Source organism: Pseudovibrio flavus, assembly GCF_009711345.1.
Lineage (GTDB): Bacteria > Pseudomonadota > Alphaproteobacteria > Rhizobiales > Stappiaceae > Pseudovibrio > Pseudovibrio flavus.
The window spans coordinates 45,042-58,177 of sequence record NZ_SMMA01000065.1; the positions used below are offsets into that span (position 1 = coordinate 45,042).

Consider the following 13,136-nt stretch of genomic DNA (forward strand, 5'->3'; position numbering starts at 1 on the left):
TTTCGGTCGCCAGATGGACGGTCGCCGAATGGTTTGCGATCACCAAATGCCTTGCGCTCGCCAAACGGCTTACGATCGCCAAATGGGTTGGAGCGACGCTCTTCGCGCTCGCCGCCAGCAGAGCGCTCTGCTTTATTGAACTTTGCGCGCTTCTGGGAGGAAAGAACAGCTTCAGCGTCTTTCGCGCTCATCCAGCCGCCACCAGCTCCGCCGGTACGCTTCTTACGCTCTTTCTTTACAGGACCTGCATTGTCAGGGTTGGACTGGTGCAGAATAGGTGCGTCGAAATCAAGATCAGCATCGGCAATCAGTTTTTCGCCAAGCTGGTCGCGCAGCACACGGCCACGGATCTCGCGAACTTCACCAATACCAAGGTCACCCAGCTGGAATGGACCGAAGGAAATACGGATCAGGCGGTTCACAGCAAGGCCAAGGTGCTCAAGCAGGCGCTTGACTTCGCGGTTCTTACCTTCACGCAGGCCAATCGTGAGCCAGACGTTCTCGCCCTTTTCGCTGTCCAGTGTCGCTTCAACGCCGCCGTACAGGATGCCGTCAATCGCCACACCGTCTTTCAGGGTGTCGAGCTGAGCTTGGGTCACTTTACCAAATGCGCGTACGCGGTAACGGCGCAGCCAGCCGGTGGCAGGCAATTCGATAACGCGGGAAAGGCCACCATCATTGGTCAGCAGCAGCAGACCTTCGGTGTTGATGTCCAAACGGCCAACAGTCACAACGCGTGGCAGGTCTTTTGGCAGAACTGAAAAGACAGTCTGACGGCCTTCCGGGTCGGAGTTGGTGGTCACAGTGCCTTTAGGCTTGTGGAACAGCCACAGGCGGGTGCGCTCTTTCTGAGGAAGCGCTTCACCATCGACAACAATCTTGTCTTTCGCGGTAACAGTCATGGCAGGGGTGGTCAGCACGGTGCCGTTTACAGCAACGCGGCCAGCTTCAATCCATGCTTCTGCTTCACGACGGGAGCACAGGCCAGCGCGGGCAATTGCCTTGGCAATGCGTTCGCCGGAAACCACTACAGCAGAGTCGTCTGCTTCAACAGCGTCTTTGCGCGGCTTTGCGCTTCTTGCAGGCTTACCTGCGAATTTGGATTTGTTTGGATAAGGTTTTTTTGCGCCGTCTTTGAACGGAGCTGCGGGCTTTTTCGCCATGTGTCTTGCCTACTTCTCAGAGGTAATGCCACGCTTCGAATAAGGGATCAGCGGCCTTGTGGGATCAGTTTGGTCCGCGGTCGTTCGAGCGTTGGTCTTGTTCTTTATAAAATCAAACTTGCCGCGTCATAGCAGAGTAATTCGTTTTAGCAAACGTTCTAGACACGCATTCGCGGAAAAAATAATTTTTCGTGGCTCAAAGAGGTAAATCTCTGCTAACAGCAGGGCCGTTAAACTGATGCCCAAAGCCAGTCTTGAAGGACCTTTATGAAAAAGACCGCCACACGATCCGGCTTCATGGAACTTGCCCTAGAACAAGCGCGTCGCGCTGAAGAACGGGGCGAGGTGCCGATCGGCTGCGTGATCGTAAAAGACGGGCAAGTGCTGGCAGCAGATGGCAACCGCACAATCGAGCTGAACGACCCTACGGCCCACGCAGAAGTGCTCGCCATTCGCCGCGCTGGCGAGGCGCTGGGTTCGCAGCGGCTGGAAGGGTGCGATCTCTATGTAACGCTGGAGCCGTGCCCCATGTGTGCAGCAGCGATTTCCTTCGCCCGCATTCGCCGTCTTTATTATGGGGCAGGAGATGAAAAGGGTGGGGCAGTTGACCACGGTGTCCGGTTTTACTCTTCGCCCACCTGCCACCACGCGCCGGAAGTTTATTCCGGACTGGCAGAACCCGACAGCGTCGCCATGCTGCGCTCCTTCTTTAAAGGAAGGCGCAAGGACTAGAACTGGCTCTCATCCAGTTCTAGACAAGGGCATAGGCAAGAGATCTACGCACAGCGATATATGCACGAGAAAGCAAAGCCAACGGATATAAACACCAAGAGCCAGCTTACGCTAGGCTTAGCTAGGCAACGCATGGTGAGGGGTTTAGCCCTTCGGCAAAGGACGTTCTTCCAATTTAAATTGCAAAGATAAGTGGATACACTTAATTCTGTTCTCTGGGGATTTGGGTGCTCTGACGTTGGTCAGATTACCCGAGCAGCTCGCAAGGAGCTAAAGGAGGTAGGGTCAGGTGTTTCGCTCGTTTTTTGGAAATGTCCGCTGGTTGCATTGGTCGCTGCTTGGGTCTTTGATGATCCTTGGGGTGACGTGGTACAAGGTGCAGCTAGACGTTGATATCAACGAATGGTTCGGCAGCTTTTACGACCTTATCCAGAAAGCCCTCAGCGAGCCGGGCTCTGTCGGCTTTGACGAGTACATGAGCGAGCTGTTCACCTTCGCGGAGATCGCTGGCCTTTACATTGTCATTGCGGTGCTGCTGGACTTCTATATCCAGCACTTCATCTTCCGCTGGCGCACAGCCATGAACGATTACTACATGCAGCACTGGCATCTGGTGCGCCATATCGAAGGCGCTTCCCAGCGTGTGCAGGAAGATACCATGCGCTTTGCCCGCATTATGGAAGGGCTGGGTATCTCGTTCATGCGCTCTATCATGACGCTGATTGCCTTCCTGCCTATTCTCTGGACGCTGTCTGCCGATATTACCGAGCTGCCTTGGATCGGCCACGTTGAGCATGCGCTGGTGTTTGTAGCCATTTTATTTGCGTTGTTTGGCACTGTTCTATTGGCCGTGGTTGGCATCAAGTTGCCGGGCCTGGAGTTCCAGAACCAGAAGGTAGAAGCGGCCTATCGTAAAGAGCTGGTATTTGGCGAGGACCATGAGCACCGTGCTGACCCGAAATCGGTCAAGGAGCTGTTTGGTGATGTGCGCACCAACTACTTCCGCCTGTACCTGCATTACATGTACTTCGGCGTTGCTAAGTGGTCCTACCTGCAGTTCGGTGCAATCGTGCCATACCTTGCACTGGGTCCGACCATTATTTCCGGCGTGATTACCCTTGGCCTGATGCAGCAGATTATCCGTGCGTTCTCTCGCGTGGAAAGCTCGTTCCAGTTCCTCGTCAATTCATGGACGACCATCGTGGAGCTGATGTCGGTCTACAAGCGCCTTCGCGCCTTTGAAAAGAACATCCAGTCCCATCGTCAGGGGCAGGGATCTGTAGAGAGCTACTCGGCTGGCTAATAAAGCACAGCCGGTAACCAGCGGCCTAGAGGGGGGATGATGGCTGGTCGGGCGCAAGGCTTATGGCAATGCGTCCCGACCGGCTGTCGGTTGTCTCTACAACTGCGCAGCCAGCCTCGGCCAATTCCTGCGCTGCACGTATAATCAGCGCATGCTCAACACCAAGCTCTTTCGCGATCCGGCGCGAGTTTCCAGATAAGCCCCCACGCAGCCCGTAAAGAATAAGCAGCGCTAGACCATCAAGCATTGGATACTCTGCTTTAAGCGCAGCCAGAGCCTGTTCAACGTTCTCGTCAATCATGCGGTTTGCGCAGGTTCACTACGGGTGATCGTCACCGGAATGGACTTTGACGTGGGCGTGTAAGAGCCTTCACCGCGTGCATAGAGCGGAACAAGAACGTTCGTTTCTGGATAGTAAGAGGCGACGCAGCCCACCGGAATTTCAAAGGGCGCGATAACGAAGCGGCGGGCGACACGCTCCTGTCCATCTTCGCTCACAGTGCGCATATCCACCAGATCGCCTTTCACAAGGCCAAGGCGCTCCATATCAGCTTCACACATAAACACCACATGCCTCAGGCCTTTCACGCCGCGATAGCGATCATTCATGGCGTAAACGGTAGTGTTGTACTGATCGTGAGAGCGGATCGTCTGAAGCGTAAAGGTTGGCTCTTTGCTGGCAAGTGTGCGCTGATAAACGGTCTGGGCCGGAAGCGCTGCGGCGCAGAACTCTGCTCGCCCGCTGTGTGTTTTCCATTTGCGCTGGGCGGCGCTGTTGCCAAGGTAGAAGCCGCGTGGAACCCGCACCCGCTCATTATAGCCAGCAAAGCCCGGCACGGTCTTTTCAATGAGAACGCGAATATCATCGTAATTGGCGATGAGGCTATCCCAGTCCACCAACTCTGACCCCACTGTCGCTTTGGCGATGCCTGCCACAATGGCTGGCTCTGAAAGCAGGTGCTCGCTAGCCGGTGGATTGATGCCAGCCGAACCATGAACCATGGACATGGAATCTTCCACGCTCACGAGCTGGCGACCGCTGGCTTGTTCGTCAAACTCGGTGCGGCCAAGACACGGCAGAATGTAGGAGGCCTTACCCGTAATCAGGTGACCACGATTAAGTTTGGTGGCGATGTTTACGGTTAGAGCGCAGTTGCGTAGCGCTTTTTCCACGACCGCAGTATCGGGCGTTGCGCGGGCAAAGTTGCCGCCCATACCGATGAACACCTTCGCGGTTCCATCGCGCATCGCTTCAATCGCTTGCACGGTGTTGAGGCCGTGACTACGCGGCGCTTTGAACGGATAGAGCTTTTCAAGATTATCAAGGAACCAACTCGGCGGCTGTTCATTAATGCCGACAGTACGGTCACCCTGCACGTTGGAGTGGCCGCGAACAGGACACGCTCCAGCGCCTTCCTTGCCGATGTTGCCGCGTAGCAGCAGAAGGTTGGCAAGCTCACGAATGGTAACAACAGAATGGGCGTGCTGGGTAATGCCCATAGCCCATGTGAAGATCGTTGCACTGGATTGAACATAGATAAGCGCTGCATCTTCAATCTGCTGTTTAGTAAGACCAGACTGCTCTTCAATGTGCGACCATGTTGTTTGCTCAACGGCGGCTTCATAATCCTCAAAACCATTGGTGTGCTCGGCAATGAAAGCGCGGTCGATGGTGCCGTTCTGCAAAATACGCTCGGCATCCCATGCAAAGATAGCCTTTGCCATGCCGCGCAGCATAGCCATGTCGCCGCCAAGCTTCGGGGTGAAGTAGCTGGTCGCGATAGGGCGGGAGCCACCAGTTAGCATCTCCAACTTGTTTTTAGGATCAGAAAAGCGCTCTAGCCCACGCTCTTTAAGCGGGTTAACCGCCACAATGCGTGCGCCGCGCTCATGTGCTTCACGTAACGATGTAAGCATACGAGGGTGGTTGGTGCCCGGGTTCTGCCCAAAAACAAAGATTGCCTCGGCCTTTTCAAAGTCCTCAAGGCGCACTGTTCCCTTGCCGATGCCAATAGAAGCGCCAAGGGCTACGCCGCTGGCCTCGTGGCACATGTTAGAGCAATCAGGGAAGTTGTTGGTGCCAAAGACACGGCCAAACAATTGGTAAAGGTAGGCGGCCTCATTGGAGGTGCGGCCAGAGGTGTAAAAGAGCGCTTCATCAGGGCTATCCAGCGCTTTGAGGTGCTTGCCGATATCCTCGAAGGCTTTTGCCCAGCTCACCGCTTCATAGTGACCAGAAACAGGATTGTAACGCATCGGCTGGGTTAAACGACCGGCGCTTTCAAGTTCCATATCGGAAAAGCGCAGCAGATCTCTAACGCTATGCTTGGCAAAAAAGGCTGGTGTAACGCGCTTGTCTGTCGCTTCCCATGCAACAGCTTTCACGCCGTTTTCGCAGAACTCGAAGGAAGAGCCATGCTCTGGGTCGCCCCAAGCACAACCTGGACAATCAAACCCGTCCGGCTGATTGGATTTGGAAACGGTATAAGCCCCTGTAACTGGGTTAGTGGTGCGCCATAGTACCTGAGCGCAGCTTTTTAGCGCGCCCCAGCCGCCCGCTGCCCCTTTGTAAGTCTTTAACTGATCACGACTTTGCATGTGATCCTCTCCCTTGAAAAAGACAGCCGTTTCCTACCCTGCAATTATGTTATGCATTGATTTTATTATAGTAAACAAGCGTGCGACCCCGATGGGTCGAAATTAGATTGACCCCGCTCTGCTTGGCAAGCTTAACGGAAAGGTCGCTTGGCATAGCCATAACAACAAGCGCTCCCACACCTGTTACGGCAACCTTTTGCACCAGATCAGCACTGCACCGGCTAGTGGTCATGGCAAATTCGATGGTGCACTGCGCTCGCAAGGCCGCGCCTAATGCCTTGTCCAATGCGTTATGGCGACCAATGTCTTCGCGCAGGTAAATATCGCCATTTAAAGCTTTCACCAGTGCGCAGTGCAGCCCGCCACCATAACGCTTGCTTAGCGTCTGCCCCGCTTCTAATTCGCTTCCCGCTGCCTCGATATGGAGCGGGCTGGGGAGGGGCGAGGTAGTTAGTTGTGGAAGAGGCCTCATAGCTGCAGCAAGGCTATCAACGCCGCAAAGGCCGCATCCAGCCGTTGCTGTCTGCGCTCTCCTGCGTTTCAAGGCCGTAAAGAAATGATCGTCGCTAATTGACAGATCAACGCTGTAACCCAGCTCCCCGTGCTCAACCTGCTTTATTGCAGAAATGGCGGTGAAGTGAGGCACGATACCCTCGCTAACCGCGTAGCCGACGGCAAGGTCTTCAAGGTCCTGCGGGGTTGCCATAAGCACGGCAAAGCCTTCGCCATTCAATGTGATAGCAACAGCTGCTTCCGGTGGCAGCTCACTGGGTGCTACACTCTCTGCAAAGTCTTGCTCGGGTACTTGAACCATAATTCTTTTCTGTATTCCTCTAGGAGGAGGACTTTCCGTCCTTTAGCTTTTCCTCAATGTGCTCGGCGAGCTGACGTTTTACCGCTTCACGCATGGGAGTAGTGGTCGCCAGAATCTCGTCTGTGCGCAGGAAATCCAGAACCTGAAAGTCATCGATAGGAGGACGGATGAGAAGGTCTGGGCTGCGTTCTTTCAGCTTTTCCTGCACGATAGTCTGCATGAGAATTTGCATGGCGCCAAATAAACTATCGGTTGGTGTTGGAAACTGACGTCCGTCCCGCTGTGTTGGTATGCCCACAACATCAACGGCAATAACTATATCACATTCTTCCGGCAGACGGTCGAAGGGCAGCGGGTTTACTACGCCGCCATCGATCAGCAGCTTCTCTCCGCGAACAACAGGCCTGAACAGGAACGGGATCGCGATACTTCCCGCAATCGCGCTAAGAAGCGGGCCAGTGGTTAAATCCACCTCGCTGGCGGTGTAATAGTCTGCTGCAATGGCTGTGAACGGGATCTTCATCTGGGTAAAGGACGCAGGCAGGACCTCTCCTGCAAAAATCTCCAGAACCTCCTGCGAATCCAGCTGCACAGGATTGGGAACAAACAGGTCCGAGAATTTGCGTGGACGCAATTGCCAGAGCTTGCCCAGCACCTGATTTCGCTTTCCGAAGGTTGCGCTTACGTATTCACGGATGTCGTTTCCACTCATGCCGCCGCAGTATCCAGCGCCGATTAAAGAGCCGATGGATGTGCCGGTTACAGCGTAGGGTGTAATCCCCAACTCATCGAGAGCTTCAAGCACCGGAATATGGGAAAGGCCACGGGCTCCACCGCCCCCTAGGGCAACACCGACTCGGATTTCGCTCATGAATGTATCCCCGTTTTACCTTTGATCGGGTGCCTTAGAATAGGTTTATGTCCTTTTAAAAACAAAGCTATCGCTATTTTACGGCAATGCTTGGTTGCAAACTGCCTTTGGTAACTATTACATTAATTTTACCTACGGGATTTTAAGTATCAAGGTGGTGGGAGCGGAAACGTTTGGTTGGGCTGGTAACAAGCTGGGCAGGGAAGGGTGCACATTTGGAGCATTTCGAGCTTGCCGAGTTCTTTGCCAGTAACCCCACTGCCGAGAGTGCCTTCAACAAATATCGACAGCTGCTGAACCGCTTCGACTTTTGGGGCGGCATGTACGGACTTGCACCGGAAAAAAGCCCCGGCAGTACTGAGGAGGCCATGCGCCTCCTGAGCAACTACTCCGAGAGCTTTATGAGGGAATACGTCCATTATGAGTTACTCGTCACTGATCCGCTGGCGCAGCACTGTATCGCTGGGCGAACGACGCCTCTCTCATGGTGTATCGAAGGGTTCCGGCCAGAAGGAAAACAGCAGGATATTCTCGCAGATCTGATGAAAGCAGAAGGGGAGCTGAATTCTGAAGGTCAGGTGCGGGGTGTTGCCTTTTCGGTGGGGCCTCCAGACCAATACGGGCTGGGCGGTGTTTCGCTCATGTCAGCGGCCAAGACACAAGAGGAGCTAAACCGGCAGCTTGAGGCATCTTGGGAGCAAGTCCAAGGGCTCGCTAACATGCTTCATGCCTACATGATCCAGCCTTCTATCACCCAGTCTCTTGTCGGTCTGACTACAAGAGAGCTGGAATGCCTGCATTGGCTTGCCGCTGGTATGAACGTTCAACAGATTGCAGACCGGCTAGGGCGGGCTGATGCAACCATACAGAACCATATTGCTACTGCCTCTCGTAAACTAAGGGCAAACAACCGCACACAAGCTGTTTCAAGAGCAATGCTCTTGGGGCTGATAAATTTGTAAAATGACAATAAAGGTGAAGAAACACGCATGGATGACCAACTGCTCGGCAAAGAAAACCGTCTTGATCTCACGATGGATAAGCCCATGGACCTTCATCAGGTCTGGCAGCAGTTTTGTACTCATCTAGACTATTATGGCTTCAACTATGTGGCTTACGGCGTTCTTCCGCCCAGCGATCGCAACGCAAACTCGCGCTCCGGTTTTTGGCTTTCCACGTTCCCTGAAGCATGGGTCAGCGGCTACGTGGAGCAGCGCGTCTTCGCAAGTGATCCGATTATGGACTACTGGGCAGGGCCGCTGCTCACGCCCTATCTGTGGGACTTTAATCAAAAGAACCTGAGTAATCCGGATATAGCAAAGTTCCGCACTCAGGCGGCAGATTATGGCATGCGCTTTGGCATATCGCTCAAGCTTGGCTGGCTACGGGGCGGCATAAAGTCAACGCTGATACTGGCCTTTGACCAAATGGACGAGGAAGCGTTCCAGCAGCATCTGCGCCTTAACCTTGAACGCGTCGAAGCGTTGGCCGAACAATTTTACACTACGATCACAAGGCCCGGCATGCTCAACCAGCTTGTAAGGTTAACTGCAAGAGAAATGGATTGTTTGAAAGGTGCAGCGCTAGGCCATTCAAGCGAGCAGATTGGCAAGATCCTTGGTATCTCCAAAAAAACTGCTGAACGGCATTTGTTGAGCGCCTCTCAAAAACTGAAGGCATCAACCCGCACCAATGCGGTAGCCAAGGCAATTCAGATGCGCCTCATAAATCCATAGGTGGACGAAAGTCTAAGATTGACTGGTTGAAATTGCCTAGTTGCACAATTGCCCTAACGGACGTTTGATAGGGCGTGGATTTCGAGGGTCGAGATGCTTGAAACGCCATATATCGCGGCATACTCAAGGCGATAGTATTCCTGCATCATTATTTTTGAGATGCGTAATGGGTTTTTAAAGAAACTTGCCCAACCCCTCCAGCAAGTCTGGAGGGGTCTTTTTTTGGGGCAAATTACTCGCCGTCGCGAGCCAGAGCGCGCCACGCAATATCTTTGCGGCAGAAACCTTCCGGCCAGTCGATCTTGTCAATCGCAGCATAGGCTTTCTCGCGTGCTTCACGCACTGTATTGCCGCGAGCGGTGATGTTCAATACGCGGCCACCATTGGCAACCAGCTGACCATCCACCATCTTGGTGCCGGCGTGGAAAATCTCAACGTCCGGATCGCTTGCAGCTTCTTCCAAGCCGTTAATCGCGCTGCCTTTTTTATAGTCGCCCGGGTAACCGTTTGCGGCCATCACAACAGTTAGAGCAGGCTGGTCGTGCCACTCAACTTCCAACTGATCGAGGTTACCTTCAGCGGTTGCCAGCAGAACAGGTAGTACATCGCTCTTCAGGCGCAGCATGAGAACCTGACACTCGGGATCGCCAAAGCGCACGTTGTATTCGATCAGCTTTGGACCACTGCTGGTGATCATGAGACCGGCATAAAGCACGCCCTTGAACGGGTAGCCCTGCGCCTTCATGTCTGCAACGGTTGGCTTGATGATCTCTTCCATCACCTGCGCAATGATTGCATCGGTCATAACAGGGGCAGGGGAGTAAGCACCCATACCGCCGGTGTTAGGGCCTTCGTCACCATCAAACGCACGTTTGTGGTCTTGTGCTGTTGCCAGAGGCAGAACGTTCTCGCCATCGGAAAGTACAAAGAAGCTGGCTTCCTCACCTTCCATGAATTCTTCAATCACAACCTCTGCACCGGCATCACCAAATGCACCGTCAAAGCACTGGTCGATAGCAGACAGAGCGTCTTCTTCGGTCATGGCAATGAACACGCCTTTACCGGCTGCAAGGCCGTCTGCCTTAACAACAATCGGCGCACCGGTTTTCGCAATGTAGGCTTTTGCAGCAGCAGCATTATCAAAACGGCCATAAGCAGCGGTTGGAACGCCAGCGCGGGTGCACATTTCTTTGGTAAAGGCCTTGGAGCCTTCCAGCTGTGCAGCAGCGGCAGATGGGCCGAATGCACGCAGACCAGCAAGCGCCAGAGCATCGGCAAGACCATCTACAAGCGGAGCCTCTGGACCGATGACAACGAAGACAATGCCTTTTTCTTCGCAAAAGTCGATAACCGCGCGGTGGTCGCTCACATCAAGAGCTACGCATTCGGCAACAGCAGCCATGCCCGCGTTACCCGGAGCAACGTAAAGCTTGTTCAAGCTAGGAGACTGGGAAAGCGCCCATGCCAGCGCGTGTTCGCGTCCGCCGGATCCGATCAAAAGTACGTTCATTGGTTACGACCCTTAAGGTGGAAGAGGGTGACAGAGTGGGTGACAGAGCGTCCTCACTTTTGTGGAGCCTCTTACAGGAAAGGGGCGCAGGCGTAAACGCCAAACGCGAAAGGAATGGCACGAATGCAATCTGTATCACCCAGTGTTGTGGCGGTTAATCCAATGCAGATGGAACGCTTTCTGGCGACAGTGAAACTTCTGCGAGATCTTGGTGGTGATCCGCTGGAAGAAGAGCAATTGGAGGCACTGCGATCTCTCCTTGTGGATGCTTCATTAGGGCAGGCTTGGTTGGTAGAATTGGGGCTGGGAAACATCGGCTATGCAGTGGCCAGTTTCATGCAGGATATTGAGGCTGGTGGTCGCATCGCACTGGTTACCAACATTCAGGTGCTCGCCGAGTACGCCAGTGTGGAGCTGTTTCGCCTCATCATTGCCGGTATTGAGCGGGACCTGTCCGCCTATGCCATTAAAGCGGTGGGAACGGCACTTTTTGAGCCGCAAAAAGAGCTTATGCAGGTTTTTGCGGAGCAGGGCTTCTTGACGGACTGCGGCTTCTTTACGAAAAAGACCATAAGCTCGAATTGGAAAATCCCAGGTTTATAACGAAAGCGAAGGCAGCATGTTCAAGGCGCATGATACCGGCCCTGTCGCCGATGCGGTGAAAAAGCATTGGGTGGACACCAAGCTTCCATCAGGTCTGCGCCCTTATGCAAGGCTTGCCCGCTGGGAACGGCCTATCGGCTGGTGGCTGCTTTTGTGGCCATGCTGGTGGTCTGTCGGCCTTGCAACAGTTGCCAGTGGCGCAGTCGTGCCTAACCTTTGGTACCTGTTCCTGTTCTTCGTCGGCGCAGTTGCTATGCGCGGGGCGGGCTGTACTTATAACGATCTGGTTGATGTCGATATCGACGCGCAGGTGGAACGTACACGTTCGCGTCCGATTCCATCGGGACAGGTTACCCGCTTTCAGGCAAAGTTCTTCCTGATCCTGCAAGCACTGGCGGGGCTTTTGGTGCTGCTTCAGTTCAACACCTTTGCCATTTTGCTTGGTGTCGGTTCCTTAGGCGTGGTGGCGGCTTATCCATTTATGAAGCGTATCACCAACTGGCCTCAGCTTGTTCTTGGACTGGCGTTCTCTTGGGGCGCGCTTATGGGCTGGGCGGCGGTGTTTGGCTCGCTCTCCCTTGCTCCACTGCTGCTCTATGTGGGTGGGATTCTCTGGACCATCGGCTACGACACGATCTATGCCCATCAGGATAAAGAGGATGATGCCATTGTCGGCATTGGCTCAACGGCGCAACTCTTTGCTGGCCGCACCAAGCAGGCGCTTGTCATTTTGTATGGCGGGGCGATAGCACTATTTGCGGCAGCGATGTTTGCGGCAGGGGCGGTAGGGCCAGCTTATATCGGGGCTTTGCTGGCTGCTGCGCACATGGGCTGGCAAATCAAGACCATTGATATCGACAATCCAGACCAGTGTCTGGCGTTGTTCAAGTCCAACACCAAAGTGGGCTGGCTGATCTTCCTTGGCCTCGTGGCAGATGCAGCGCTTCAAGCGCTCATCTAAAACACGAAGGGATTAACGAGCGCAGGCACTGCGGTGAACGGTGTTGGCCAGTTCAAGATTGCCGCTGCTTCTCTTTACGAGAAAGCGTGGACGGCGGCCTGTAAGCGAAGCCATTTTACGGCGCGGTGCAGGATTGCCGATAATCACCTCATTTGGCGCACTGCCTACCTTCTTCAAAGGGCCATGAGCCTCTTTGATGAAAAGGGGAAGACCAAGCTGACGCGACCATAAAAGCCACTCTGCAACGATGTTGTCGAGGTTATCGGCCGTATGCAGGCAAACACAGTAATTTGGGTTTTCGTGGGATAGCTGAAGCGTCGCACGGCATTCACCGCTCGTTTCGTCTTCAGTCGCACTGGCCACAACACCGGTAAACTCTGAAAGTGGAATTGGAGTGTGGTAGCGAACGCCGCAAACACTACGCTCTACAACCAGTACACCCTTGGATTTAACCAGTCGCGCAGTTGGAGTGCGAAGAATACCCTTCTTCGAATCTATATGACCTTCTGCCGCTTTGCTGGTTTGACTTCCGGCAGAGGTGCGAACCCGATCCGCACCTCTGTGTCCGGAAGGACAAAGATTTTGACGCCCTGACATGTTGCCCCGTTATTTCAAGTTGCAGTCATTTTTGACCGCCTTTGTTATGGGTAAATGTCTATCAGCGGGCTATGGGGATTCACTTAAGAAATAGAGTTAAATTTCTGTTGTTTTTAAGAGGGTTAGCAAATGGTAAGCGAGGCGTTGACGATTTGGTAAACATGACGCCCGCACTGCCCTTTCGTTAACGGCGATACTTAGGAAATTTGAAAGCTCGCTGCGTAGTAAAGCTTGCCCCGCACCTAGAT

At 53.8% G+C, this 13,136-nt stretch carries 13 protein-coding genes; 6 read left to right on the plus strand and 7 right to left on the minus strand.

All coding sequences use genetic code 11. From position 1 onward, the window contains the following. Positions 1 to 1,163: pseudouridine synthase (locus E1162_RS15350; RefSeq protein WP_155133746.1), on the minus strand; the 1,163-nt coding region annotated here is incomplete at its 3' end. A gap of 267 nt (positions 1,164 to 1,430) precedes the next feature. On the opposite strand from E1162_RS15350, the gene E1162_RS15355 reads away from it, so the two are divergent. Then, positions 1,431 to 1,895: a nucleoside deaminase gene (locus E1162_RS15355; RefSeq protein WP_257099041.1), complete on the plus strand. Its 465-nt coding sequence runs from the start codon at positions 1,431 to 1,433 to the stop codon at positions 1,893 to 1,895. A 289-nt stretch (positions 1,896 to 2,184) separates the two neighbouring features. Further along, complete coding sequence (sbmA, locus tag E1162_RS15360) at positions 2,185 to 3,198, plus strand: peptide antibiotic transporter SbmA (protein WP_371311970.1); 1,014 nt, start codon at positions 2,185 to 2,187, stop codon at positions 3,196 to 3,198. 25 nt (positions 3,199 to 3,223) lie between these two features. On the opposite strand, the gene E1162_RS15365 is transcribed toward sbmA, so the two are convergent. The 4 genes from E1162_RS15365 to E1162_RS15380 are packed head-to-tail and all read right to left on the minus strand — an operon-like array spanning position 3,224 to position 7,481. Next, positions 3,224 to 3,499, minus strand: coding sequence for a hypothetical protein (locus tag E1162_RS15365; RefSeq protein WP_155132863.1), 276 nt, complete (start codon positions 3,497 to 3,499; stop codon positions 3,224 to 3,226). Next, entirely contained in the window at positions 3,496 to 5,796 is a 2,301-nt protein-coding gene (locus tag E1162_RS15370; protein ID WP_155132866.1) for an FdhF/YdeP family oxidoreductase, read from the minus strand. The genes E1162_RS15365 and E1162_RS15370 overlap by 4 nt, the downstream gene beginning before the upstream one ends. Positions 5,797 to 5,845: 49 nt before the next feature. After that, the gene (locus tag E1162_RS15375) at positions 5,846 to 6,610 is read right to left on the minus strand and encodes a formate dehydrogenase accessory sulfurtransferase FdhD (protein ID WP_155132869.1); all 765 of its coding nucleotides are present in this window, start codon (positions 6,608 to 6,610) and stop codon (positions 5,846 to 5,848) included. A gap of 19 nt (positions 6,611 to 6,629) precedes the next feature. Next, entirely contained in the window at positions 6,630 to 7,481 is an 852-nt protein-coding gene (locus E1162_RS15380) for a patatin-like phospholipase family protein (protein ID WP_155132872.1), read from the minus strand. Between the two features lie 173 nt (positions 7,482 to 7,654). On the opposite strand from E1162_RS15380, the gene E1162_RS15385 reads away from it, so the two are divergent. Both E1162_RS15385 and E1162_RS15390 read left to right on the plus strand, forming a co-directional pair. Then, positions 7,655 to 8,443 (plus strand): helix-turn-helix transcriptional regulator, encoded by a 789-nt coding sequence (locus tag E1162_RS15385; RefSeq protein ID WP_155132875.1) that lies wholly within the window; start codon positions 7,655 to 7,657, stop codon positions 8,441 to 8,443. A gap of 27 nt (positions 8,444 to 8,470) precedes the next feature. After that, complete coding sequence (locus E1162_RS15390; RefSeq protein WP_155132878.1) at positions 8,471 to 9,217, plus strand: LuxR family transcriptional regulator; 747 nt, start codon at positions 8,471 to 8,473, stop codon at positions 9,215 to 9,217. A 232-nt stretch (positions 9,218 to 9,449) separates the two neighbouring features. Here E1162_RS15390 and purD read toward each other — a convergent pair whose 3' ends face one another. Beyond that, positions 9,450 to 10,727: a phosphoribosylamine--glycine ligase gene (gene purD, locus E1162_RS15395; protein WP_155132882.1), complete on the minus strand. Its 1,278-nt coding sequence runs from the start codon at positions 10,725 to 10,727 to the stop codon at positions 9,450 to 9,452. A 123-nt stretch (positions 10,728 to 10,850) separates the two neighbouring features. Between purD and E1162_RS15400 the strand changes: the two genes are divergently transcribed. Both E1162_RS15400 and ubiA read left to right on the plus strand, forming a co-directional pair. Further along, entirely contained in the window at positions 10,851 to 11,330 is a 480-nt protein-coding gene (locus E1162_RS15400) for a hypothetical protein (RefSeq protein ID WP_155132885.1), read from the plus strand. A gap of 16 nt (positions 11,331 to 11,346) precedes the next feature. Further along, entirely contained in the window at positions 11,347 to 12,291 is a 945-nt protein-coding gene (gene ubiA, locus E1162_RS15405; protein WP_155132888.1) for a 4-hydroxybenzoate octaprenyltransferase, read from the plus strand. A gap of 12 nt (positions 12,292 to 12,303) precedes the next feature. Here ubiA and E1162_RS15410 read toward each other — a convergent pair whose 3' ends face one another. Beyond that, on the minus strand, positions 12,304 to 12,888 hold the full coding sequence (locus E1162_RS15410; RefSeq protein ID WP_155132891.1) for a DUF6101 family protein: 585 nt from the start codon (positions 12,886 to 12,888) through the stop codon (positions 12,304 to 12,306). Positions 12,889 to 13,136: the final 248 nt, after the last annotated feature.

Bases quoted from the DNA above. Each gene is read 5' to 3' on its own strand.
- E1162_RS15410 (WP_155132891.1), bottom strand. From the start codon at position 12,888: ATGTCAGGGCGTCAAAATCTTTGTCCTTCCGGACACAGAGGTGCGGAT.
- purD (WP_155132882.1), bottom strand. From the start codon at position 10,727: ATGAACGTACTTTTGATCGGATCCGGCGGACGCGAACACGCGCTGGCA.
- E1162_RS15365 (WP_155132863.1), bottom strand. From the start codon at position 3,499: ATGATTGACGAGAACGTTGAACAGGCTCTGGCTGCGCTTAAAGCAGAG.
- E1162_RS15355 (WP_257099041.1), top strand. From the start codon at position 1,431: ATGAAAAAGACCGCCACACGATCCGGCTTCATGGAACTTGCCCTAGAA.
- ubiA (WP_155132888.1), top strand. From the start codon at position 11,347: ATGTTCAAGGCGCATGATACCGGCCCTGTCGCCGATGCGGTGAAAAAG.
- E1162_RS15390 (WP_155132878.1), top strand. From the start codon at position 8,471: ATGGATGACCAACTGCTCGGCAAAGAAAACCGTCTTGATCTCACGATG.
- E1162_RS15370 (WP_155132866.1), bottom strand. From the start codon at position 5,796: ATGCAAAGTCGTGATCAGTTAAAGACTTACAAAGGGGCAGCGGGCGGC.
- E1162_RS15400 (WP_155132885.1), top strand. From the start codon at position 10,851: ATGCAATCTGTATCACCCAGTGTTGTGGCGGTTAATCCAATGCAGATG.
- E1162_RS15380 (WP_155132872.1), bottom strand. From the start codon at position 7,481: ATGAGCGAAATCCGAGTCGGTGTTGCCCTAGGGGGCGGTGGAGCCCGT.
- E1162_RS15375 (WP_155132869.1), bottom strand. From the start codon at position 6,610: ATGGTTCAAGTACCCGAGCAAGACTTTGCAGAGAGTGTAGCACCCAGT.